Source organism: Bacillus sp. LR--39, assembly GCF_053613335.1.
On sequence record NZ_JBSIOT010000002.1, the window covers coordinates 610830 to 635820 of the forward strand.

Genomic DNA, 24991 nt, shown 5'->3' on the forward strand with positions numbered 1-24991 from the left:
TGTATACCCGCTCAGGAGCTGCCTAATCACGGTTTTTCAGAAAAATGAGCAAAAAAATAGCGAATTGCTCTCAGATTTAATAGGATATGGGTAAGGAATACGATTGATGGGGATTCTTAGTCATATAGGGTGCGCCCCATTTCGAAAAGGAGTGAATCATGGTGTCAGAAGAAAAAATTTATGATGTGATCATTATCGGCGCGGGTCCGGCGGGGATGACCGCTGCTGTTTACACATCACGAGCGAACTTATCCACATTAATGATCGAAAGAGGAATTCCGGGCGGCCAGATGGCCAACACGGAGGATGTTGAAAACTATCCGGGTTTTGAAAGCATTCTCGGCCCTGAACTTTCTAATAAAATGTTTGAACATGCGAAAAAATTCGGTGCGGAATATGCGTACGGCGATATCAAAGAAATCGTTGACGGCAAAGAATATAAAACGGTCAAAGCCGGTTCAAAAGAATATAAAGCGCGCGCCATCGTCATTTCTGCCGGAGCGGAATACAAAAAGATCGGCGTTCCCGGCGAAAAAGAACTGGGCGGCCGCGGCGTATCGTACTGCGCGGTTTGTGACGGCGCGTTCTTTAAAAATAAAGAGCTTGTCGTTGTCGGCGGCGGAGACTCCGCCGTTGAAGAAGGCGTCTATCTGACACGCTTCGCTTCAAAAGTCACCATCGTTCACAGACGTGACAAATTGCGGGCGCAAAGCATTCTTCAGGCGCGTGCCTTTGACAATGAGAAAATTGACTTCAAATGGAACAAAACCGTAAAAGAAATCCATGAGGAAAACGGAAAAGTCGGCAGACTTACTCTTGTGGATACCGTGACGGGAGAAGAGGAAGAATTCAAAGCTGACGGCGTCTTTATTTATATCGGTATGCTTCCGCTTTCTAAACCGTTCGAAAACTTGGGCATCACAAATGAAGAAGGCTACATTGAAACAAACGCTCAAATGGAGACAAAAGTTCCAGGCATTTTCGCCGCGGGAGACATCCGTGAAAAAACGCTCCGCCAGATCGTAACGGCGACAGGCGACGGAAGTATTGCGGCTCAAAGCGTTCAGCATTATGTGGAAGAGCTTGAGGAAACGCTCAAAACCGTTAAATAATCACTGTAATGTTCAGTTTTTGAATCGTTACTGTGTTTTAATTACGCTGTAACACGGGTGAAATACTGATGTTTTAAGATGAATGTAGTAATTGACCCCCTTTTTAATGAATACACTTTGGCACGGATTCCAGTATCCGTGCCCTTTTTTTGCGATTTTCTGTTTTCTGTCAAATAAAAGAAAAGGATGTCGGTGTCTCTGCATTGTGAGAGACATGCCGAAACGGTATAATGAAGAGACGATGATTTGTTGAGAAGGTTAGGTGACGTACTTGTGCAAAGAGTGACAAATTGTGTGCTGCAGACAGATGATCAGGTTCTCCTTCTCCAAAAGCCGAGACGGGGCTGGTGGGTCGCGCCTGGCGGGAAGATGGAAAGCGGCGAGTCCGTCAGAGATTCCGTCATCAGAGAGTACAGAGAAGAGACGGGCATTTATATACTAAATCCGCAGTTAAAAGGCGTATTTACCTTTATTATTAAGGAACAGGAACAAATCGTGTCAGAGTGGATGATGTTTACTTTCGTCGCCGACTCCTACACGGGGCGGAATGTCGCTGAATCAGAGGAAGGCGTTCTGAAGTGGCATGACGTAAAAGATATCCACAGCCTTCCGATGGCCCCCGGAGACGGGCATATCCTTGATTTTATGATCAAGGGCCAAGGGCTTTTGCACGGCACCTTTACGTATACGCCGGACTTCGAGCTGCTCAGCTATCGTTTAGATCCGCAGTTTATTAAATAAAAGAAAGACCGCAGGGGGGAGAAAGATGAGTATGAATGAAAACCATGATATTCAGCTCGTCATCATTACGGGAATGTCTGGAGCGGGGAAAACCGTCGCCATTCAAAGCTTTGAGGATCTCGGCTATTTTTGCGTCGACAATCTGCCGCCTTCCTTGCTGCCGAAATTTTTGGAGCTGATGAAAGAATCAAGTTCAAAAATGAGCAAGGTCGCGCTTGTCATGGATCTGCGGGGACGTGAATTTTTTGACAGGCTGATTGAGGCGCTGGATGAAATGGCGGAAAATCCGTGGATTACACCGCGCATTCTCTTTTTAGACGCTAAGGATTCCATCCTTGTGACGAGATACAAAGAAACGAGGCGTTCTCACCCGCTGGCCGCTACCGGGCTTCCTCTCGAAGGAATCGCGCTGGAACGCCAGCTGCTTGAAGAATTGAAAGGGCGCTCTCAGCTGATCTATGACACATCGGATATGAAACCGCGTGATCTGCGTGAAAAAATCGTGGCGCATTTCGCCACGAACCAAGGTGAAACATTTACAGTGAACGTAATGTCATTCGGGTTCAAATACGGGCTTCCGATAGATGCCGACCTCGTGTTTGATGTAAGGTTTCTGCCGAATCCGTTCTACATTGAAAGCATGAGGCCGCTTACGGGGAAAGATGAGGAAGTGTCATCCTATGTGATGAAGTGGAACGAAACACAAAAGTTTATTGAAAAGCTTGTTGATCTGCTCGGCTTTATGCTTCCGTCTTATAAGCGGGAAGGTAAAAGCCAGCTTGTCATCGCGATCGGCTGTACGGGCGGCCAGCACCGCTCCGTCACGCTCGCTGAGTATTTGGCTGACTATTTTAAAAAAGATTTCTATACTCATGTCACTCACCGGGACATTGAAAAGAGAAGCCGGAAATGAATAAGAAGCCGAAAATCGCAATCTTCGGCGGCGGAACGGGTCTGTCCGTGCTGCTTCGGGGGTTAAAGCATAAGCCCGTTGATATTACGGCGATTGTGACAGTTGCTGATGACGGCGGAAGTTCAGGCCGTCTGCGGGATGAACTTCAAATTCCGCCGCCGGGTGACATTCGTAACGTACTGGCCGCTTTGTCAGATGTTGAGCCGCTCGTTGAAAATCTGTTTCAGCACCGTTTCAACAAAGGAAGCGACTTAACCGGACATTCGCTCGGCAATTTGATTTTGGCAGCGATGACAAATATAACCGGTGATTTCTTTCACGCTGTCACCGAAATGAGCAAGGTGCTGAATGTCCGCGGCAGAGTGCTGCCGGCTGCCAACACCAGTGTCGTTCTTCACGCTGAAATGGAGGACGGGCAGGTCGTCTCCGGAGAATCGACAATCCCTTCTTACGGCCAGCGGATTAAACGGGTGTTTCTTACGCCTGAAAAAATTGATCCGCTCCCGGAAACGATTGACGTCATCCGTCAGGCCGATTTAATCATTATCGGTCCGGGAAGCCTGTACACAAGCATTCTTCCGAATCTGCTCGTACCGAAAATCGGAGAGGAAGTCGTCAAGGCTGCGGCCAAAAAAGTATATATATGCAACGTCATGACACAGCCCGGAGAGACGCTGCAATACAGTGCGGCCGACCATGTCAAGGCGCTGAACGATCATATGGAGCAGCCGTTTATCGACACGATCTTAATCAACAATGAGGAGATCCCTGACGAAATCAAAAACAAATATGCGAAAGAGCTGGCCCGGCCCGTCGACTTCAATGTTGAAAAGCTGAAATCCATGGGGCTTGAGGTCATCAGGGATCAGATTATCACGTATAAAAATGGCGTAATCCGTCACGATACACATAAAGTGGCTTCTCTTCTTGTCGATTTATTAAGGGACTAGAGGCCTTTTGAAATGAGGTGGCTAATATGTCATTTGCATCGGAAACAAAAAAAGAACTGACGAATCTGGAAGTGAAGGACTGCTGCGCCAAGGCGGAGCTGTCCGCGCTGATTCGGATGAACGGTTCCCTGTCATTTTCAAACCGCCATCTCGTGCTTGACGTTCAAACCGAAAATGCGGCGATTGCCCGCCGCATTTATACATTGCTGAAGAAACAATATGATGTATCGGTCGAACTGTTAGTCAGAAAAAAAATGCGGCTGAAAAAAAACAATGTTTATATTGTGCGCTTTTCTGAAAATGCAAAGCTGATTTTAGAGGAATTGAAAATCCTCGGGGAGAACTTTATATTTGAACGGAATATTTCTGAGGAACTGGTGGCGAAACGGTGCTGCAAACGTTCTTATATGAGAGGGGCGTTTTTGGCGGGGGGGTCTGTGAATAATCCCGAAACATCGTCGTACCACTTGGAAATCTTCTCGCTTTATAAGGAACATAACGATTCATTATGCGCGCTGCTGAATGAATTTCATCTGAACAGCAAAACGCTTGAACGGAAAAAAGGCTATATTACGTATTTAAAAGAGGCGGAAAAAATCACTGAATTTCTGAATGTCATCGGCGCTCACAATTCACTGCTGCGTTTTGAAGATGTGCGGATTGTCAGAGATATGAGAAACTCAGTGAACCGCCTCGTCAATTGTGAAACAGCAAACTTAAACAAAACCATCGGGGCTTCGCTCAGACAGGTGGAAAATATTAAATACATTGATGAACGGATCGGTCTTGAAGCGCTGCCGGAAAAGCTTCGCGAAATTGCGCAGCTGCGGATTGATTATCAGGAGGTCACGCTGAAAGAACTGGGGGAAATGGTTGCAAGCGGGAAAATCAGCAAATCCGGCATCAATCACAGGCTGAGAAAGCTCGATGAAATCGCAGAACAGCTGCGTACAGGACAAAGCATCACTTTGAAATAACCGTACAGAAAAGGGGAGATCTTATGGTTCAGGGGAAAGTGGAAGTGCGTTTAAAGACGGGATTGCAGGCGCGCCCCGCTGCATTGTTTGTACAGGAGGCAAATCGTTTTGCATCAGATGTGTTTCTTGAGAAAAACGGCAAGAAAGTGAATGCCAAAAGCATTATGGGATTAATGAGTCTGGCTGTCAGCACGGGGACGGAAGTCACTCTGATCGCTGAAGGCGATGATGAAAAGGAAGCGCTGGAAAAGTTGTCCGCTTATGTGCAGGAAGAAGTGTAAACACTTTGTAAGGGGGACGGAACGATGAATGAGTTTCTGAAAGATTGTTATCAAACGATAGGCTGGGAAAAGGATTCCCTCGATTTCAGCAACCTGCCGGAGTTTTTAAAGGCGCTCGCGTATCGGTTTCCGTTTGAAAATCGCGCGGTTTTGTCCAAAAAAGAATATGACGTCACGAAAGAAGGACTGTGGCGGCACATGGTGAAGGAACCTCATGGCGGCCTTTGCTATGACTTGAACGGACTGCTTTATTTCATCCTGAAAGATGCCGGATTGGATGTCAAATTGATCCGCGGAACGGTCTGGAAAAACGGCTGGGCGCTGCCCGGCACACATGCGGCCGTACTTCTTTCCGCCGGGGAGAATGAGTACATCGCTGATGCAGGCTTCGGCCTCAATCTCGCCATGCAGCCTGTGCCGATGTCGGGAGACGAGACGGTATCAGCGGCCGGAGCGTTCCGCGTGAGGATAGAAGAGACGGAATTCGGAACATACCTGCTTGAAATGAACAAAGGGGACGGCTGGCAGACAGGTTACGCATTTTCGCTTGAAGAAATCGATGAAAAGGACCTCAAGTCTATGAAACAAACAATCTTTGAACATGAACGCTCTCCTTTCAACAAACGCCTGCTTGCTTCTAAGCGGACACCGGAAGGCCACATGGTTCTGTCTGAACGCAATATAACAATAAAAAAACACGATGGCACGGCGGAAAACAGCAGAATAGACCGGTCAGAGTTTGAAGAAAAATTTACTGCTCATTTTATATGAAGCTCGCAGGTTCTCTGCAAAAAAAAACGGCCTCCGCAGGGAAGCCGTTTTTTGTATATGTTTATCTCATTTTTGTAAAGGTTTTATAATGATCTGTCGTCTTATAAATCAGCCAGTCGCTTGAGTAAAGAATCCGGTCTGAATTTCTGAAGCCTGATGTATAGTTAATATCCGCTTCACGCCACGTCCGTCCGCTTTTGGCAGGGAGTTTGCCTTCCCTGTTTGAGAAGATGTCTCCGCCGATGCTTTTCCCCGGAGCGACGTCTGCAAGATTCCCCTTTGATGCAACCCAGCCGAGGGCCTGCGCTTCTGACTTTGTAATGTAATTATCAGGAAGCTTATGATAGGTCTGAAGATAATCCGCAACCCCGTCAAACGTGTTGATAACCTGTGCTTCAGTGTGCGCCTTGTGAGAAGATGTATCCGTCTTGGCAGCCGTGGAAAACAGCATCCCCGCCGCGGAGAACAGCACCAGCAAACAAACGGAAATCCACGATAATCGTTTTTTCAAAGCAATACCTCCCATTTTTATCATGTGAAGCTGATTCCTTTTCATTGTATCAGCATCGAGAGAAAGGAATAGAAAGAATTTAAAAATAGTACTTTTGATCTAGCGAAAAATAAACCCCGGCTGAAAGGCCGGGATTTTTCATCTCATTGAAATTCCTTCGTGAGGTTTTTCGGCGTTTTTCCGTATACGGCGTCAATCATGTTTTGTGCGGCTTGCTTGAACATATTCAAGCGGATTTTTGCCGTTGCTGACCCAATATGCGGAAGCAATGTGACGTTTTCCAGCTGCAGGAGCGGATTGTCTTCGGCGATCGGCTCTTTTTCAAACACATCTAAACCGGCGCCTTTTATCCAGCCCTCCTGCAATGCGCGGATGAGCGCTTTCTCATCAACCGTCTTTCCCCGGGAAATATTGACGAAATATGCCGTATCTTTCATCAATTTAAATTCCCGCTCTCCCATCATATGATACGTTTCGTCAGTAAGCGGCGTAATTAAAAGCACAAAGTCTGATGTTTTCAGCAGTGTATCTAAGTCGCCATATGTAACCCCGAGTTCCTTCTCAGCATCCGGTTTTCTGCTGCGGTTATAATACAGCACGTCCATATCGAAGCCGAATTTTGCCCGTTTGGCAGCTTGTTCACCGATTCTGCCCATGCCGATAATTCCTAATGTCTGATGGTGGACATCCATACCGAAAAGAGATTCTTCCTCAACGGTTCCCCATTTGCCGGCGCGGACGAATCGATCCAATTCGGCAACCCGTCTGGCGGAAGACAGGATTAATGAAAAAGCCAGATCAGCGACAGTGTCATCTAAGGTGTACGGCGTATGCGTGCCGACAACCCCGCGTCTTTTCATTTCTTCAATATTAAAATTATCATAGCCGACTGAATTATTGCTGACGACCTTCAGCTTCGGCGCGTGATCCAGCAAATCACTGTCAATCGCCGTTCCGGATGTCAGCAGCCCTTCAGCATCTTTCATTTTTTCGTACAGTTCCTCTTTTGGAATGGTATCTTCTTTCCAGATGTCATATCGGCAATGCTCGCCTATCATTTGTTCGACTTCCGGCGGTATCGGTTTCGCGATGAATACATAGGGTTTCAACGGGCTTCTCCTCCTTTGTCTTTCTTCTCTATTTTATTATATAAGAGAAGCGGTAACGTGAGAAATATTCAAACGCATTACGATAAATTTCTGGTTCTTTTGAACTTAAAATGAAAGAAAAAGAAATGTACATGCTTGATTTCTCCAAACAATAACAGAATCCGCCTATATTTCTGAAGGCAAAATGAGCGGAACCGCTGTTTTCAAAAGCTTTATAGGTTGGTGTAAAGATAAATTTTATTATTTTTGAAAGATATAAATGAACATAATCTGAATTTACAGTCAAATTATCGTGTCTTTTGTTGAAAGCGCTTTTGAGGCCTTTTTCTGTGCTATAATTCCTTACTGTAAGCTGGGTAAGAAGGCTTGCAATACAATCGGATGGGAGATGAATAGAAAAATGGTTTCTTTATCAAGCATTTTGGAGCACAACCAGCAGTTTGTCCAAGAAAGGAAATATGAACCTTACCAAACGACAAAATTCCCGAAAAAAAAGCTTGTCATCGTATCCTGTATGGATACAAGGCTGACGGAGCTTCTGCCGCAGGCGATGGGACTCAGAAACGGCGATGCCAAAATCATAAAAAACGCGGGAGCCATTGTTTCTCACCCATTTGGAAGTGTGATGAGGAGCATTTTGGTTGCCGTTTATGAACTGCAGGCAGAGGAAGTCTGCATCATAGGTCACCGCGAGTGCGGAATGTCGGGATTGAATGCGGCTTCCATATTAAATAAAGCAAAAGAGCGCGGCGTTGAGGACAAATGTCTCAGCCTTCTGCAGCATGCGGGAGTCGATTTGGAAACATGGCTGACCGGTTTTCACAGCGTCGAAGAAAGCGTGGCTCACAGCGTGAATATGGTCAGGCATCATCCGCTCTTGCCTGAAGAGGTGCCGGTGCACGGGCTGGTGATCGATCCGGGGACGGGGACGCTGGATGTTGTCGTTGACGGTTATGAAACAGTCAAAGGAGGATGCAGCTGACGATGCAATTTACCGGCAGATATCAGGGATACAATTTGCAGAAATTTCAGAAAGACCTAATCGCAGGAATTGTGGTCGGAATTGTAGCGATTCCATTGGGAATGGCCTTTGCCATCGCTTCGGGGGTCGGTCCGGAATACGGGCTTTACACCGTTATTGTGGCCGGAATTCTGATTTCGCTGTTGGGCGGCTCTAAATATCAGATCGGCGGGCCTACGGGGGCGTTTGTTCCCATTTTATTTGCCATTGTGATGCAGTATGGTTTTGAGAATTTACTTGTAGCCGGTTTTATGGCAGGCGTCATGCTCGTCCTGTTTGGCGTATTTAAGCTCGGAAAGATTATGAAATTCGTGCCGAAGCCGGTGATCGTCGGATTTACGGCCGGAATCGCGGTGCTGATTTTCTCGGAGCAGATTGCCCATTTTCTCGGTCTGCGCGATATTCAAAAGCATGAAAGCTTTATCCTCAACATTGCAGAAATCGGCAAGAAGCTCGGAACCTTTAATTTGTACAGCATCCTCATCGCGGGAATTGCTTTGGCCATTTTGCTGTTATCAGCCAGGCTGATGCCGAAGATTCCGGGCGCGCTTGTGGCGCTGCTTGTCTCTACAGCCGCGGCGGTGGTGTTTTTCCCTGACAAAATGGCGACAATCGGTTCTGCTTACGGGGAAATCCCGCGGCAGCTTCCGGCTTTCCAGCTTCCGGATTTCTCAATCGATAACATGATCATGATGTTTCCGTCGGCTCTGATCATTGCGCTTCTCGGCGGACTTGAGTCCATATTATCGGCGATGGTCGCGGACAATATGAAAGGATCACGGCATGACAGCAATAGGGAGCTTGTCGGGCAGGGCATCGCCAATATGGCAGCGCCGCTTTTCGGCGGCATACCGGCAACGGGAGCGATTGCGCGGACCGCAACAAATATTAAAAACGGCGCAGTTTCTCCGATTTCCGGTGTTGTCCACGGAGTCACCGTCCTCCTCGTCCTGCTCGTCTTCGCCCCGCTTGCCGTTCACGTACCGCTGGCAAGCATGGCGCCGGTATTGATGGTTGTGGCTTGGAACATGAGTGAGCGGAGGGAAGTCGCCAATATGATGCGGCTGAAAAACACTGATTCATTCGTACTGGCGGCAACCTTTTTACTGACGGTTCTGTTTGATTTAATCATCGGCGTTTCTGCCGGTCTCGTGCTCGCTTTTGTTTTCTTTATCAGAAAAATGAGCGAATCAACAAGCATCAAAACACCGCATGCCGCTGTCAAATCGGTTAAAAATGATTCATCCGTCAGCACATATTCCATTGAAGGGCCGCTGTTTTTCGGTTCAATTGATTCACTGGAATCATCGCTGCTGGAGAGGCTTCAGGAAAAGCCGAAGACGCTTATTCTGCTGATGAATAATGTGCATTACATGGATACCTCCGCAGAAGCGGTGCTGGGGAATGTGATGAACCGGATCAAACGGCATAACGGGAGATTGATGATCGTCGGATTGCAATCACAGCCGAGAGAGCTGATCCGAAAGACGGGGCTGTTTCATAAAATCGGGAAACAGCATTTCTTTGAGCATCAGGACGAGATAACAGGATAAATTCAGATACGGCCTGTCCATGAAAATGCGGACAGGCCGTGTTTTTATTCGGTTTCAAAGCGCTTGATCAGTTTTTCCTGATGGGCTTTCATCGCATCTTCTAACGTGATTCCGTACTTATCGGCAAGGATAGCCAGATTTCCGAGGACGTCACCCATTTCTTCAATCAGCTCCTGCCTGCGTTCAGCCTGGGTTGCGTCCTTTTCATCCGGCCGGTCTCTGCCGATTTCATATGCTCTTACCGCCCGGGCGAGCTCACCCGCCTCTTCCATTAAAAAGCCGATTCTGATAAATGGTCCGTACGCCGTCCATCCTCGTTTTTCATAAAAATCTTTCGTCCATTGTTCTGCTTCAGCCATCTGCATGTGAAACACTCCTTATGTCCTGTATGATTCTTATTGATATTATCATATAGAGATGGGACAATATATAGTGTATTTTGATTTATTGATGTACATATATAGATACGGAGATGAAAAAATGAAAACCATTTGTGTATTTGCGGGGTCAAACCCGGGGGTAAATGAAGAGTACAAACGCAAAGCGGCCGAACTGGGTGAATATATGGCGGAGCAGGGAATCGGCCTTGTTTACGGCGGCTCACGGGTCGGTCTGATGGGAACCGTCGCCGACGCGTTAATGGCAGGCGGCGGAAAAGCTGTCGGCGTCATGCCGAGCGGGCTGTTCAGCGGAGAGGTTGTTCATCAGAATCTGACGGAGCTGATTGAAGTCAGCGGCATGCATGAGCGGAAAGCGAAAATGAGTGAACTTGCCGACGGGTACATTGCCATGCCCGGCGGCTTCGGAACATATGAAGAGTTATTTGAAGTGCTGTGCTGGGCGCAAATCGGCATTCATCAAAAACCGATCGGACTGTACAATGTGAACGGGTATTTTGAGCCAATGATGAAGATGGTCAAGTACAGCATTCAGGAAGGATTTTCGAATGAGTCTCATTTAAAACTGATACACAGTTCCTCCCGGCCGGATGAGCTGATTGAGCAGATGAACAATTACTCGTACCCGATCCTTCAGAAAAAATGGACGGAAATATAAAAAAGAGCCATCTGGCATGTGTGTGAGTGCCGGGCGGACTTCATTAAAATCGAGTGTATTTGACAATGTGAGATTTCCTTAGGGAAATCTTTTTTTATGTCCAGATTACCATCGTAGTATAATTTAACTAATTCGGATTGGCTATCTAAGCAAAAGCGGAAGGAGACGGAAAATGGCGACGTTGTCAGATGTGGCTAAGAGAGCGAATGTTTCGAAAATGACGGTGTCACGTGTGATTAATCACCCTGATACGGTAACAGATGAACTGAAAAAGCTCGTTCATTCCGCAATGAAAGAGCTGAATTACATCCCTAATTATGCGGCAAGAGCGCTTGTGCAAAACAGAACACAGGTTGTCAAATTGCTGATTCTTGAGGAAATGGATACGACCGAACCCTATTACATGAACTTGCTGACCGGAATCAGCCGGGAGCTGGATCGCCATCATTATGCTTTGCAGCTTGTGACAAGAAATTCACTCAATATCGGGCAATGCGACGGCATTATTGCCACCGGCTTAAGAAAGGCCGATTTTGAATTTGTCATCAAAGCTTTTGAAAAGCCGTTAGTCGTATTTGGAGAAAATGAAATGGGCTATGATTTTGTCGATGTGAATAACGAAAAAGGGACTTTTATGGCAACCCGCCAAGTCATGGGGCTGGGGGAGCGTGAGGTTGTCTTTTTCGGCATTGATTTGGATGAGCCATTCGAACGCTCAAGAGAACAGGGGTATATTCGGGCGATGAAAGAGAGCTGCAGAGAAACGAAGCTGTTTCGGATCGCTAACAGTTCAAAAAAAAGCGAAAGCCTGGCAAGAGAAGTTTTGAAAACGCTCGGCCGGCAAGCCGCGTTTGTCTGCGCCACCGACCGAATCGCGCTCGGGGTCATTCGTGCGGTGCAGTCACTCGGAAAACGAATTCCCGAAGATGTGGCCGTTACTGGAAATGACGGTGTTTTTCTTGACCGCATTTCCTCCCCGCGGCTGACTACGGTCAGACAGCCGGTTGTGGAAATGGGAGAGGCCTGTGCGAAAATGCTGCTGAAAAAAATGAATGAAGGCGGCGCAGCTCAAGGTCATTTGTTTTTTGAACCGGAGTTAATTGTGCGGGAATCAACTTTGTGAAAGCTTGATTCTGTTATCGGTAACAAGAGAAAAACGATTGCCTCTCCCGATTTCATCATGCTACCTTCAAAGCATAAGCCAGCCTATAAAAAGGGGGAAACATGATGGAATATGCCGCAATACACCATCAGCCGTTCAGTGCTGATGCTTATTCTTATGACGGGCGAACGGTGCATATCAAAATCCGGACGAAAAAAGGTGATGCTGATCAGATTCGATTGGTGTGGGGCGATCCTTATGAATACAGCGGCGGCAGATGGTCGGCAGCCGAGCAGCCAATGAGAAAAACAGCCGCAACCCAAAACCATGATTATTGGTTTGCTGAAGTGTCGCCGCCATTCAGGCGTTTGCAATATGCATTTATTGTCTCAGACCAGCATGAAAACATCTTTTTCGGAGCGTCAGGGGTCTGTCCTGTAAATAAAAAAACGCTGGAAACGATTCATTATTATTTTAAGCTTCCGTTTGTTCATGAGGCGGATACATTTCAAGCGCCTGAATGGGCGAAATCAACGGTTTGGTATCAAATTTTTCCGGAACGTTTTGCGAATGGAAGAGAAGACCTGTCACCGGAAGCTGCACTGCCTTGGGGGAGCAAGGACCCGGACGTTAATGATTTTTTTGGCGGAGATTTGCAGGGGATTATTGACAAGCTCGACTATTTAGAAGAATTAGGGGTGAACGGAATTTATTTGACTCCGATCTTCTCCTCTCCATCCAACCATAAATATGACACGCTGGATTACTATTCCATCGATCCGCATTTTGGGGATCGGGAGCTTTTCCGGACATTGGTCAGCCGGCTTCATGAGCGGGGAATGAAAATTATGCTTGATGCTGTTTTTAATCATATAGGCAGCGCTTCTCCGCAGTGGCAGGATGTTGTAAAACACGGGGCCCGGTCCCGCTACAAAGACTGGTTCCATATTCACTCTTTTCCTGTGAAAGAAGACAATTATGACAGGTTTGCGTTTACGCCTGATATGCCGAAGCTGAATACGGCTAATCCGGAAGTACAAAGGTATTTGTTTGAGATTGCTTTGTACTGGATTCGTGAATTTGACATTGACGGCTGGCGTTTAGATGTGGCAAATGAAGTGGATCACGCTTTTTGGAAGGCATTCAGGCAGGCTGTAACGGCCGAGAAGCCCGATCTTTATATTTTGGGAGAGATATGGCATTCATCGGAACCTTGGCTCAGAGGAGATGAGTTTCACGCCGTGATGAATTATCCTTTCACAGAGCCGATGATTGCTTATTTTGCTGACCGGGAGATTTCTGCTTCATCCATGGCCTATCGATTAAACGCGCACTTGATGAATGGGATGCGGCAGGCCAACGAGGTGATGTTTAATTTACTGGACAGCCATGATACAGAACGTCTTCTGACAAGGTGCGGAAATGATGAGAAAACAGCCCGCGCTCTGCTGGCCTTTATGTTTGCCCAGACAGGAGCGCCCTGCATCTACTACGGAACGGAAATCGGTCTGGACGGCGGGAGAGATCCATTATGCCGGAAGTGTATGATTTGGGAAAAGGAAAAGCAAAACCGGGAAATGCTCAGCTGTATGAAACGCTTAATCACCTTGCGCAAAAAAGAAAACGCTTTATTGACGTACGGGAGTCTTGAGTGGCATCTGCTTGATGATCAAAACGATTGTATCAGTTTTTCTAGGGTTTTCAATGGCAGGCAATTGATTTTCTATTTTAATCAGGGGAACCGGGCCGGGGAAATCCGTTTGCAAGATTTTAATATGGAGAGAAGCAGAAAAGTTTACGATGCGTGGACGGATCAGATCCTTCAACATGATGATGCTATTACTGTTCAGCCGGGAGAATTTTTGATTTTGAGCGCTGACGCCCCTGTCTGAATTCTGTTATCGGTAACAGGCTGAAAGGCTTTGAAACCGCTTTCTCTAACAGAGTAGAATTGTAATAGATTCATAATAAAAGGGGGAAAAGATATGGCGGGGTTCGTCAAAAAGGGATTGGCTTTATTGACGGCATCAGTTTTGGCATTCTGTCTCGGCGCCTGTTCAAATTCAAAGGAATCGGCCGGCGCTGACGGCAAAAAGGTACTGACCGTGTCCGTTGAAGAAACCTATAAAAAATATATTGAAAGCATTAAAGGAGAGTTTGAAAAAGAGAATCACGTCACAATCAACATTGCAGAAAAGCAAATGTTCGATCAGCTGGAGGCGCTTCCTTTGGACGGCCCGGCCGGCAATGCGCCTGACGTTATGCTTGCCGCATATGACCGGATCGGCAGTTTGGCGCAGCAAGGTCATTTGCTTGATCTAAAACCTGCCGATACAAAAAGCTTTGGAGATAAAGAGATGCAGCAGGTAACGTTTAACGGAAAGGTGTACGGAATGCCGCTGGTGATTGAGACGCTTGTTCTGTATTACAACAAAGATCTTATAAAAAAAGCGCCGGCAACATTTAAAGACCTTGAAGCATTAACAGAGGATCCCCGCTTTTCATTTGCTTCTGAAAAAGGAAAGTCAACGGGATTTTTAGCAAAGTGGACTGACTTTTATATGTCGTACGGTTTGCTATCCGGTTACGGCGGATATGTATTCGGGAAAAACGGCACAGATCCCGGGGATATCGGCCTGAACAATAAAGGGGCTGCAGAAGCGGTGAAATATGCGGAGAAATGGTTTAAAACGTATTGGCCAAAAGGCATGCAGGATAACTCAAGCGCAGACGATTTTATTCAGCAAATGTTTTTGGATAAGAAAGCGGCTGCAATCATCGGCGGGCCTTGGTCGGCTGCCAATTTTCAAGAGGCCGGCCTGAACTATGGAGCCGCTCCTATTCCGACATTGCCAAACGGAAAAGAATATGCTCCGTTTGCGGGCGGCAAAGGCTGGGTTGCTTCAAAATATACAAAGGAACCCGAGCTGGCTGAAAAATGGCTTGAGTATGCTGCAAATAATGACAATGCGTTCGCTTTTTATGAGGATACAAATGAAGTTCCGGCCAACACAGCCGCAAGGAAGAAAGCGGGGGAGCAAAAAAATGAGCTGGCGTCTGCTGTTATTAAACAATATGAGTCAGCGGCACCTGCGCCGAATATTCCTGAAATGGCCGAGGTATGGACTGGCGCTGAAAGTTTAATGTTTGATGCGGCTTCGGGGAAAAAAACAGCAAAAAAATCGGCGGATGATGCGGTAAACGTCATAAAAGAAAACATCAAAGAAAAGTATGTGAAATAAAATCGGAGGGGAAGTGTCCGTAAGAATAGAGGGCGAAAAATGAATAAAGATGGTACACTTTTACACCAAAAACGGAAGGCGCCATGGTTTTTATCGATCATTCCGGGAATTGGACAGATCGCGAATCAGCAGATATCAAAGGGGATCTTATTTCTGGTCATTACGAGTTTGTTTGCTGTTGAATTATGCGTCTTCGGTATTGAGGCGCTGACCGGATTGATTACCTTGGGAAGTGTTCCCGGTGAAGATCACTCACTGTTTATGCTGATTGAAGGCACGCTGCAATTGATCTTGACGCTGATTTTTCTCATGTTCTATATCTTTTCAGTTTATGATTTCCGTCATACCGCCGCTATGAAAGCGGCGGGTTTGAAGGTGAATACAGCGGCCAAGGATATCATCCGCCATGCGGGAGATAAAGGGTTTCCTTATTTATTTACACTGCCGGCATATCTCATGATGGTGTTTGTGATTATTTTTCCTGTTCTGGTGACTCTGTTTGTTGCTTTAACAAACTATGATTTTTATCATATACCGCCTAACAGTCTGATTGACTGGGTCGGCTTTAAAAATTTCTTGAATATCTTTTTTGTCGGTTCTTACCGGGAAACATTTGTGAATGTGCTGGGCTGGACCATGATATGGACAATCTGTGCAACAACGCTGCAAATCATTTTGGGGATCGTGACGGCACTTTTCGTGAACCAAGATTTTATTAAAGGCCGACGGATATTCCGAATGATTTTCTTATTTCCATGGGCTGTTCCGGCCTTTATCACAATTATGAGCTTTTCCAATATTTTTAATGACAGTATAGGGGCGATGAACACGCAGGTGATTCCATTAATAAACCACCTGCCGTTTGTGGAACTGCCGGCGATCGCGTGGAAGACTGATGCTTTCTGGACGAAGACCGCTCTGATTATGATTCAGACCTGGCTTGGCTTTCCTTATATTTATGTCATGGTAACGGGGGTCTTGCAGTCGATTCCGGGTGAATTGTATGAAGCCGCAAAGATTGACGGGGCTTCTTTTATGCAGCGCTTTCGCAATATTACATTACCGATGATTTTATTTGCGACAGCACCGGTGATGATTACACAATACACATTTAACTTTAATAATTTTTCGATCATTTATTTGTTTAATGAAGGCGGTCCGGGAAGCGCGGGAGCCGGTGCCGGGTCGACCGATATTTTAATATCCTGGATCTATAAACTGACAACCGGCACTTCTCCGCAATATGCTGTGGCAGCGGCCGTGACATTGTTAATTTCTTTCGTGGTCATTGGAATTTCCCTGATTGCTTTTAAAAAGTCAAATGCTTTCGGTAATGAGGAGGTGATGTAGATGGGTTCCAGAACGGCCGGAATGCTTACGAAAATCTGCACCTATTTGTTTTTGCTGGTTTTAAGCATTGTCATTTTATATCCGCTGCTGATTACGGCTTCCTCCGCTTTCCGTGCTGGAAATGTGACGGCTTTTCAGCTCGATTTCTCAGGTCCCTGGACTTTTGATCATTTTAAGCGGCTGTTTGAAGAGACGCTCTATCTTCATTGGTACAGCAATACGCTGATTATCGCGGTGTCAGTCATGGTATTGCAGGTCACGATTGTAACGCTTGCCGGGTATACGTACAGCCGCTATCGGTTTGCGGGGCGAAAAAAGAGTCTTGTCTTCTTTTTAATCATTCAAATGGTGCCCACAATGGCAGCGCTGACTGCTTTTTATGTATTGGCCATGCTGATAGGCGCTCTTGATCAATACTGGTTTTTGACAGCGATCTATATCGGCGGCGGAATTCCGATGAACACGTGGCTGATGAAAGGTTATTTTGATACAGTTCCGAGAGAAATTGATGAGGCTGCGCGAATGGATGGAGCGGGGCACTTCAGGATATTTGCCTCCATTGTGCTGCCGCTTGTGAAGCCGATGCTTGCCGTTCAAGCGCTTTGGGCGTTTATGGCGCCGTTCGGGGACTATTTACTGGCGAAGTTTTTGCTTCGCTCGCCGGAAAGGCTGACCATTGCAGTAGGATTGCAGTCGTTCATTTCAAATCCGCAGCAGCAAAAAGTCGCCCTGTTTGCGGCGGGGGCTATACTTGCCGCACTGCCGATATGCATCTTGTTCTTTTTTCTCCAAAAGAACTTTGTATCCGGGCTGGCGGCGGGCGGAACAAAGGGGTAGTTCAATGAAGAATGTGCAAAATGAAAGCTTTATGATCCGCAGTCTTAAAGCATCGGTGTCTCCGTCAGGTATTTGCCGTTACGGGAAAACATTCAGCTGGCTTCAGCTTTCCTTTCTCTTTATGTTTTTGACGTCCTGCCTTATGGCGCCGTTTACGATGTCGTTTTTGAAAATGGATCGCTTCAGCCTCAAATTGGTTATGCCTGCGGCGCTTTCTGCAGTGAATGATCGTTTTGCCGAACAATTAAACGGTATTCAAATCAGGAACGGAAAACTGACAGGCGGACAGCGTTTTGATCAAATTGAAGAGGGCAAACATCTGCTGGCAGTCGATATGGAGCATGAATGGAAACCAAACGGTGAAAATGGACGTTTGCGTGTAAAAGGATATGACAACGCGATCATATTCCAGCCTGACCGGCTGATTATGACCGACCAAAACGGAATGGGGTTTTCAGTTCGCTATGGGAAAGCGGACGCCAGGCTTACGGACCCGGGCGTATATGAGACGGAGGCTGTTATCGGGCAATTGTGGCTGGCACAGTATAAGCCGATGATCATGATGCTGGGGTGCGCAGTGATTTTTTTGATCCAGCTGTTTTTTACAGCTGTGCTTGCGGGAGGCATCTGGATGGCAAAATTATCAAAAATGATCGATATCGCGTCATGTAAGGAAGCAGCTTCTGCAGCGATTTGCGCATCGGCTCTGCCTGCATTCGCGGCAGCTGCTATCGGGCTGATCCGCTTTGATTTGATTACTGTATTAATGGTTCATACATGCGGCGTCACGTTGATGATTGCTTTTTTATTCAGATATATGGCCAAAACCCGCCGTCATTATGAAAATGTTCATTCGGGAGGAAGACATGATAAATCAGCGGTTGTTTGAGATTGATGAATGGAAAATCAAAACCAATACATTTCAAAAAGAGTATATACGGCTGCAGGAAAGCCTGACTTCTCTTGCCAACGGCTATATGGGCATCAGAGGGAATTTCGAAGAGGGGTATTCAGGCGGCAGCCATCAAGGCACATATATTGCGGGCGTGTGGTTCCCTGACAAAACGCGGGTAGGCTGGTGGAAAAACGGGTATCCGGACTATTTCGGAAAAGTGATCAATGCGATGAATTTTATTGGTATAGATGTGTATGTTGACGGTGAAAAAGTCGATCTCTATCAAAACCGACTCGAATCATTTGAGTTAGAGCTTCATATGAAAGAAGGAATTCTGAGGAGGAGCGCTGTTGTCCGTATTCAGGATAAAACCGTGCGAATCAAATCAGAACGATTTCTCAGCCTGGCCGTAAAAGAGCTATGTGCGATTCATTATGAAGCGGAGTGTCTGACAGGGGACGCCGTTATTACGCTTGTCCCTTATCTTGATGGCAATGTTGTAAACGAAGATTCAAACTATCAAGAGCTGTTTTGGCAGGAAAAAGAGACAGGAGCGGACTACCGCCGCGGTCACATAACGGCAAAAACGCTCGACAATCCGTTCGGAACGCCGCGTTTCACCGTCTCCGCCTTAATGGAAAATTTGACAGAAGGCTATGTCAGTCAAAGCTTTCAAACTTCCGGCATGTATGCTGAAAATCGCTTCAGCTATCAAAACAAAGCTTCATTGAAAAAGTTTATTGTTGTCACGACTTCACGCGATGTTCAAGAAGCAGAGCTTACTTCGAAAGGGGAGGAGCTTTTGGCGGCTATTCTTAAGCAAGGTTATGAAGAAGCGAGACAGCAGCATATTGCCAAGTGGAAGGAAAGATGGGCAAAAGCGGATATAGAGATAAAGGGAGATGAGGAACTTCAGCAAGGCATTCGCTACAATATCTTTCAGTTATTCTCGACATACTACGGGGCAGATGCCCGTTTGAACATCGGACCGAAAGGATTTACAGGCGAAAAATACGACGGTGCCGCCTATTGGGACACTGAGGCGTATGCCGTTCCGATGTATTTGGCGACAGCCGAGCCGGAAGTCACGAAAAACCTGCTTTTGTACCGCTATCACCATTTGGAGGCTGCCAAACGGAACGCCGCCAAGCTGGGGATGAAGGGGGCGCTTTATCCGATGGTGACGTTTACCGGAGATGAATGCCACAATGAGTGGGAGATTACGTTTGAAGAAATTCACCGCAACGGCGCGATTTGCTATGCGATCTGCAATTATGTCCAATATACAGGCGACCGTAACTATATGGAACAATACGGGATAGACGTTCTTGTGGCAGTCAGCAGGTTTTGGGCCGACCGTGTTCACTTCTCGAAACGAAAAAATAAGTATATGATTCACGGCGTCACAGGGCCGAATGAATATGAAAACAATGTCAACAACAATTGGTATACGAATGTCATTGCGGCTTGGACTTTGGATTATACTCTACAAAGTCTCGAAAGTATCTCAGCGGAGAAACGCCGCCTTCTGGATGTGCAGGAAGAAGAATTGAAAGTCTGGAGAGAAATCATCCAGCACATGTACTATCCGTATAGTGAAGAACTGCAAATTTTCGTTCAGCATGACACATTTTTGGACAAAGACCTGCAATCAGTTGACGAATTAGATCCAGCTGAACGGCCTCTTTATCAAAATTGGTCATGGGACAAAATCCTCCGCTCCAGCTTTATTAAACAAGCCGATGTGCTGCAAGGCATTTATTTATTTCCTGACCGTTTCTCTATAGACGAAAAACGCCGCAACTATGAATTTTATGAACCGATGACGGTTCATGAATCAAGCTTATCGCCCTCCATTCACGCGGTGCTCGCTGCCGAATTGAGGATGGAAAAAAAGGCGCTTGAATTATATAAGCGTACAGCAAGGCTTGATCTCGACAATTACAATCGTGATACGGAGGAAGGCCTTCACATTACTTCAATGACGGGAAGCTGGCTGGCGATCGTCCAAGGGTTTGCCGGTATGCGTACTTTAAAAGGAACGCTCTCATTCACCCCATTTTTGCCGAATGAATGGGACGGTTACTCGTTCCATATCAATTATCAAAACCGCTTGATCAAGGTGACGGTCGAAGAAAGGCGCGCCATTTTTGAGCTTGTCAAAGGCGAACCGGTGTCCATCACAGTTTATGGAGAGCCAATGGTGCTGAATGAACGATGTGAAAGGAGAATGCCTGATGAGTGAGTGGTGGAAAGAAGCTGTCGTGTATCAAATTTATCCGCGCAGTTTTTATGATTCCAATGGAGATGGATTTGGGGATTTACAAGGCATTATCAAAAAGCTTGATTATATCAAAAGACTTGGCGCGGATGTGATCTGGCTGTCGCCCGTGTTTGATTCTCCGCAGGATGACAACGGCTATGACATCAGTGACTACAAAAACATGTACGAAAAATTCGGAACAAATGAAGATATGTTTCAGTTAATTGATGAAGTGCATCAGCGCGGAATGAAAATCATCATGGATCTGGTCGTGAACCACACGTCGGATGAGCATACCTGGTTTGTTGAAAGCCACAAGTCGAAGGATAATCCTTACCGGAACTATTATTTTTGGAAAGACCCGAAACCGGACGGTTCTGAGCCTAATAATTGGGGATCGATTTTTTCAGGCTCGGCGTGGACGTTCGATGAAGGGACGGGACAGTATTATTTGCACTACTTTTCGAAAAAACAGCCTGATTTAAATTGGGAAAATGAAGCCGTTCGCCGGGAAGTGTATGATCTGATGAAGTTCTGGATGGATAAAGGCGTTGACGGCTGGCGGATGGATGTGATCGGCTCCATTTCCAAACATACCGATTTTCCGGACTATGAAACAGATGCCAGCCGCCCCCATATTGTCGGCCGTTATCACTCTAACGGCCCCCGTCTGCATGAATTTATTCAAGAAATGAACAGGGAAGTGCTTTCTCATTACGACTGCATGACAGTCGGAGAGGCAAACGGTTCTGATATTGAAGAGGCGAAAAAATATACGGATGCAGGCAGGCAAGAGCTGAATATGATCTTTACATTTGAACATATGGATATCGATACAGAACAAAACTCGCCAAATGGGAAATGGCAGATCAAGCCGTTTGATGTGATTGCTTTAAAACAAACGATGACAAGGTGGCAGACCGGGTTGATGAATAGCGGCTGGAATACCTTGTATTTTGAGAATCATGATCAGCCGCGGGTGATTTCCCGCTGGGGCAATGACGGTGAGCTGCGAAAACAGTGTGCGAAAGCATTTGCAACGGTTCTCCACGGGATGAAAGGAACGCCGTTTATTTACCAGGGAGAAGAAATCGGCATGGTCAACAGTGATATGCCGCTGGAGATGTATGACGATCTCGAGATCAAAAACGCATACCGTGAACTAGTCATCGAAAACAAGACGATGACGAAGGAAGACTTCCGGAAAGCCGCGGCGAAGAAAGGGCGGGATCACGCGAGGACGCCGATGCAATGGGATGCAGGAAAACATGCCGGATTCACAGCCGGAGACCCTTGGTTAGCGCTCAATTCCCGCTTTCAAGAAATCAATGTGAAAGAATCCCTGGAAGATCAAGATTCAATTTTCTATTACTATCAGAAGCTCATTCAATTACGAAAGCAATATAAGATCATGGTATACGGAGATTATCAGCTGCTGCTGGAAGATGATCCGCAAATCTATTGTTATATCCGTAAATATCAAGGGAAAAAGCTTCTCGTCGTTGTGAATTTATCGGAAGACAAGGCCCAGTTCGAAGCGCCTCCGGAACTGATTCATGAGCGTTGGAAAGTGCTGATTTCGAACTATCCGGAGGAGCGGGCTGACTTGAAGCGTATCAGCCTCAAACCATATGAAGCTGTGATGGGCATCAGCATATGAAAGCGGTTATTTTTGATTTAGACGGAGTGATAACAGATACTGCTGAATATCATTTTCTCGCTTGGAAATATACGGCGGAACAAATCGATATTCCCCTTGACAGAAGTGTGAATGAAAGCCTGAAAGGAATCAGCCGGGAAGCGTCACTTGAAAGGATCCTTATTTTTGGCGGAGCGGAAAAAAGGTTTACACATGCGGAGAAACAAGAACTGCTGCATCAAAAAAACCAATATTATCAAACGTTGATCAGCAGATTGACGCCGGAAGATCTCTTGCCGGGAATCGGCAGGCTTCTTTGTGAATTAAAAAATGAAAATATAAAAATCGGGTTAGCATCTTCTAGTCGCAATGCCCGCGCGATCTTAAAACGTTTGGCGATTATCGATGATTTTCAAGCCATTGTTGACCCGGCGGCTCTTGCGAAGGGGAAGCCTGATCCCGAAATCTTTTTAACAGCTGCAGCGCTGCTCGGTGTTTCCACGGCTGAATGCGCGGCAATAGAAGATGCTGAAGCAGGAATAGCTGCAATCAAATCTGCTGGGATGTTCGCGGTCGGTGTCGGGCGTGAACAGTCGATGCTTGGTGCTGATCTGGTTGTGAGGCAAACCGGTGAATTGTCGTTTGAGCTGTTGAAGGAAGAATGGAAGCAGTATAGGGGAAAGGTTTTAAAAAGCACCAGAGAGTGAAAAAAACCTGCAAGAGACATCATCTCTTGCAGGTTTTTTGGGCATTACTTCTGGTCTTCTGTATTGCGTGTCAGCACTTTATCGATTAAGCCGTATTCTAAGGCTTCATCAGCTGATTTGAAGTTGTCGCGGTCTGTATCGCGCTCAATGACTTCAAGCGGCTGGCCGGTACGTTCAGCAAGCACTTTGTTTAATTTGTCGCGAAGCAAGAGAATGCGTTTTGCAGCGATTTCAATTTCTGTCGCCTGTCCTTGCGCTCCGCCAAGCGGCTGGTGAATCATAACTTCACTGTTAGGAAGCGCGTAACGTTTGCCTTTTTCTCCGGCTGCAAGTAAAAATGCTCCCATAGAAGCGGCCATACCGATGCAGATCGTGGATACTTTCGGTTTAATGAACTGCATTGTATCATAGATTGCCATACCGGCAGTGATTGATCCGCCAGGGCTGTTAATGTAAATGGAAATATCTTTTTCAGGGTCTTCCGCTTCAAGGAATAAAAGCTGTGACACGATGGAGTTCGCAACGTTGTCATCAATCGCAGATCCAAGCATGATAATACGGTCCTTCAAAAGACGGGAGTAAATATCATAAGCTCTTTCTCCGCGGTTCGTTTGTTCAATGACTGTAGGTATTAAATTCATAATGCTCCTCCTTCACCTTTTAGGTAAGTATGTATTTACATGATACATTTTTGGTCAATAAAGGTCAAACAAAACGCTGACCAAAATGCCAACCTTTTCTTCTAACACCATTTTTCCCATAAAACAAAAAGTTCAAACAGCAAAGTGGAAATGAGGATGATCAGCACCGGCGCTTGAGAAAATGATATGGCGGGAGCGCTCAAAATAGACCGCAATCGCGTCGCTACGTACTGAAGGGTCTGACTACGTTGTCCGCCCTTCCAAAAGCCGTACCGGCAAATACGTTTCCAGCGGCAAATCATCAAATTCGCCTTCAATTTCTTTTGCTAAAATCTCGATGGCTGTTTTGGAAATCAATTCAATCGGCTGCTGGATGGTTGCCAAGTCCGGCAGAACCGATTGAACGGTTTCAGTGCCGTCATAACCGATCACTTTTAATTGATTCGGGATGTCTATTCCCCGTTTTTTGGCCTCGGTCATCACGGCAGCCGCCATGATATCATCGCTGGCAAAAATTCCGTCGGTGTCAGGCTGTTCATCGAATAATGTTGAAATAATGTCATGGTAATGCTGATAAAAGGGTACTTCATATGTAATAGGCTTTTGTCCGTGTTCATGCATGACGTCTTCGTATGCTTTTCTTCTGAGGTTTGCCGGTGTCTCGAGTTCAAGCGGGCCGTTGACATGGACGATGTGCCGGCACCCTTTTTCAATCAGCAGTTCTGCCGCCTTTTTTCCGCCGTTATAGTTGTCTGAGCCGACGACGGGAATCGTGTCCGATAAGTAATGATCAATGGCGACAATCGGCAGATTTTGCTTGTGATAATTGAGAATTCCCCGGTTGTAAGTCACGGCGATCACGCCGTCCACTTGGTTTCTTATCAGCATCTCCAAATATTTTTCTTCCTTATCCTTTCGATGTAAACTGTTGCAAAGCAGCAGTTTGTAGCCCATGGACGTACAAATGCTTTCAATATGAAAGGCGAGTTCGCCGAAAAACGGATTGCTGGAGTTTGGGATGATAAGTCCTATTAAATTGGTTCGTTTTCGGAATAAAGAGCGGGCCAGATCGTTTGGAAAGTAATTGATTTCTTCCATCGCCTTGTACACTTTTTCTTTTGTTTTTTCGCTGATATAGCCGCGGTTATTTAATACCCGCGAAACGGTTGTGGATGAAACTCCCGCTATTTTCGCAACATCATGAATGTTAGGCTTCATTCCCGTGCCCTCCTGCTTACTGAAATGGCTTACAATTTCCGTCACGCACTTATTTTAGAGAATCAGGCTGACATGTGCAAGGACATTCCATGTTTCTGTTTT

General features: G+C 46.2%; 24 protein-coding genes. 19 read left to right on the forward strand and 5 right to left on the reverse strand.

Features of this window, described 5'->3' with window-relative positions; genetic code table 11:
- The first annotated feature begins 161 nt into the window (after positions 1–161).
- The 7 genes from trxB (at position 162) to ACWHAR_RS12835 (ending at position 5745) form a co-directional block, all read left to right on the forward strand.
- Entirely contained in the window at positions 162–1112 is a 951-nt protein-coding gene (trxB, locus tag ACWHAR_RS12805) for a thioredoxin-disulfide reductase (RefSeq protein ID WP_007407423.1), read from the forward strand.
- A 273-nt stretch (positions 1113–1385) separates the two neighbouring features.
- The gene (locus ACWHAR_RS12810; RefSeq protein ID WP_029325815.1) at positions 1386–1853 is read left to right on the forward strand and encodes an 8-oxo-dGTP diphosphatase; all 468 of its coding nucleotides are present in this window, start codon (positions 1386–1388) and stop codon (positions 1851–1853) included.
- A gap of 25 nt (positions 1854–1878) precedes the next feature.
- Positions 1879–2766: an RNase adapter RapZ gene (gene rapZ, locus ACWHAR_RS12815; RefSeq protein WP_012118535.1), complete on the forward strand. Its 888-nt coding sequence runs from the start codon at positions 1879–1881 to the stop codon at positions 2764–2766.
- Complete coding sequence (locus ACWHAR_RS12820) at positions 2763–3716, forward strand: gluconeogenesis factor YvcK family protein (protein ID WP_032876246.1); 954 nt, start codon at positions 2763–2765, stop codon at positions 3714–3716. The genes rapZ and ACWHAR_RS12820 overlap by 4 nt, the downstream gene beginning before the upstream one ends.
- A gap of 26 nt (positions 3717–3742) precedes the next feature.
- A complete protein-coding gene (gene whiA / locus ACWHAR_RS12825; protein WP_017418846.1) occupies positions 3743–4693 on the forward strand; it encodes a DNA-binding protein WhiA in 951 nt (316 codons plus the stop codon).
- 23 nt (positions 4694–4716) lie between these two features.
- Entirely contained in the window at positions 4717–4974 is a 258-nt protein-coding gene (locus ACWHAR_RS12830; protein ID WP_003151495.1) for an HPr family phosphocarrier protein, read from the forward strand.
- A gap of 24 nt (positions 4975–4998) precedes the next feature.
- A complete protein-coding gene (locus tag ACWHAR_RS12835) occupies positions 4999–5745 on the forward strand; it encodes an arylamine N-acetyltransferase family protein (protein ID WP_032876249.1) in 747 nt (248 codons plus the stop codon).
- A 61-nt stretch (positions 5746–5806) separates the two neighbouring features.
- Here ACWHAR_RS12835 and ACWHAR_RS12840 read toward each other — a convergent pair whose 3' ends face one another.
- A complete protein-coding gene (locus ACWHAR_RS12840; protein WP_223204413.1) occupies positions 5807–6196 on the reverse strand; it encodes a ribonuclease in 390 nt (129 codons plus the stop codon).
- A 203-nt stretch (positions 6197–6399) separates the two neighbouring features.
- Complete coding sequence (locus ACWHAR_RS12845; RefSeq protein WP_032876252.1) at positions 6400–7365, reverse strand: 2-hydroxyacid dehydrogenase; 966 nt, start codon at positions 7363–7365, stop codon at positions 6400–6402.
- 400 nt (positions 7366–7765) lie between these two features.
- Here ACWHAR_RS12845 and ACWHAR_RS12850 point away from each other — a divergent pair, with 400 nt between their 5' ends.
- Both ACWHAR_RS12850 and ACWHAR_RS12855 read left to right on the forward strand, forming a co-directional pair.
- Positions 7766–8347: a beta-class carbonic anhydrase gene (locus ACWHAR_RS12850; RefSeq protein WP_003151503.1), complete on the forward strand. Its 582-nt coding sequence runs from the start codon at positions 7766–7768 to the stop codon at positions 8345–8347.
- A 2-nt stretch (positions 8348–8349) separates the two neighbouring features.
- Positions 8350–9939, forward strand: a complete 1590-nt coding sequence (locus ACWHAR_RS12855) for a SulP family inorganic anion transporter (protein ID WP_029325817.1) — start codon at positions 8350–8352, stop codon at positions 9937–9939.
- A gap of 44 nt (positions 9940–9983) precedes the next feature.
- Here the strand turns inward: ACWHAR_RS12855 and ACWHAR_RS12860 are convergent, their stop codons facing one another.
- Positions 9984–10304, reverse strand: a complete 321-nt coding sequence (locus tag ACWHAR_RS12860; RefSeq protein ID WP_003151506.1) for a MazG nucleotide pyrophosphohydrolase domain-containing protein — start codon at positions 10302–10304, stop codon at positions 9984–9986.
- Positions 10305–10419: 115 nt separating this feature from the next.
- Between ACWHAR_RS12860 and ACWHAR_RS12865 the strand changes: the two genes are divergently transcribed.
- The 10 genes from ACWHAR_RS12865 to pgmB all read left to right on the forward strand — a co-directional run bounded on the left by ACWHAR_RS12865 (position 10420) and on the right by pgmB (position 23030).
- Complete coding sequence (locus tag ACWHAR_RS12865; protein ID WP_014418959.1) at positions 10420–10995, forward strand: LOG family protein; 576 nt, start codon at positions 10420–10422, stop codon at positions 10993–10995.
- A 172-nt stretch (positions 10996–11167) separates the two neighbouring features.
- Positions 11168–12118 carry a LacI family DNA-binding transcriptional regulator gene (locus ACWHAR_RS12870; RefSeq protein ID WP_032876255.1) on the forward strand — a complete coding sequence of 317 codons (951 nt, stop codon included), beginning with the start codon at positions 11168–11170 and terminating at the stop codon, positions 12116–12118.
- 101 nt (positions 12119–12219) lie between these two features.
- Positions 12220–13989 (forward strand): glycoside hydrolase family 13 protein, encoded by a 1770-nt coding sequence (locus ACWHAR_RS12875; RefSeq protein WP_032876258.1) that lies wholly within the window; start codon positions 12220–12222, stop codon positions 13987–13989.
- A gap of 93 nt (positions 13990–14082) precedes the next feature.
- Positions 14083–15339, forward strand: coding sequence for an extracellular solute-binding protein (locus ACWHAR_RS12880; RefSeq protein WP_032876261.1), 1257 nt, complete (start codon positions 14083–14085; stop codon positions 15337–15339).
- Between the two features lie 39 nt (positions 15340–15378).
- The gene (locus ACWHAR_RS12885; protein ID WP_032876264.1) at positions 15379–16689 is read left to right on the forward strand and encodes a carbohydrate ABC transporter permease; all 1311 of its coding nucleotides are present in this window, start codon (positions 15379–15381) and stop codon (positions 16687–16689) included.
- A complete protein-coding gene (locus tag ACWHAR_RS12890; protein ID WP_032876267.1) occupies positions 16690–17526 on the forward strand; it encodes a sugar ABC transporter permease in 837 nt (278 codons plus the stop codon).
- Between the two features lie 4 nt (positions 17527–17530).
- Positions 17531–18415, forward strand: a complete 885-nt coding sequence (locus ACWHAR_RS12895) for a DUF1189 family protein (RefSeq protein WP_032876269.1) — start codon at positions 17531–17533, stop codon at positions 18413–18415.
- Entirely contained in the window at positions 18393–20666 is a 2274-nt protein-coding gene (locus tag ACWHAR_RS12900; protein WP_119516448.1) for a glycoside hydrolase family 65 protein, read from the forward strand. Before ACWHAR_RS12895 ends, ACWHAR_RS12900 begins: the two co-directional genes overlap by 23 nt.
- The gene (locus tag ACWHAR_RS12905) at positions 20659–22344 is read left to right on the forward strand and encodes a glycoside hydrolase family 13 protein (protein ID WP_032876276.1); all 1686 of its coding nucleotides are present in this window, start codon (positions 20659–20661) and stop codon (positions 22342–22344) included. The genes ACWHAR_RS12900 and ACWHAR_RS12905 overlap by 8 nt, the downstream gene beginning before the upstream one ends.
- A complete protein-coding gene (pgmB, locus tag ACWHAR_RS12910) occupies positions 22341–23030 on the forward strand; it encodes a beta-phosphoglucomutase (protein WP_032876279.1) in 690 nt (229 codons plus the stop codon). Before ACWHAR_RS12905 ends, pgmB begins: the two co-directional genes overlap by 4 nt.
- A 44-nt stretch (positions 23031–23074) precedes the next feature.
- Here the strand turns inward: pgmB and clpP are convergent, their stop codons facing one another.
- Positions 23075–23671, reverse strand: a complete 597-nt coding sequence (clpP, locus tag ACWHAR_RS12915; RefSeq protein ID WP_003151513.1) for an ATP-dependent Clp endopeptidase proteolytic subunit ClpP — start codon at positions 23669–23671, stop codon at positions 23075–23077.
- A gap of 243 nt (positions 23672–23914) precedes the next feature.
- A complete protein-coding gene (locus ACWHAR_RS12920; protein WP_032876282.1) occupies positions 23915–24889 on the reverse strand; it encodes a LacI family DNA-binding transcriptional regulator in 975 nt (324 codons plus the stop codon).
- Positions 24890–24991 lie beyond the last annotated feature (102 nt).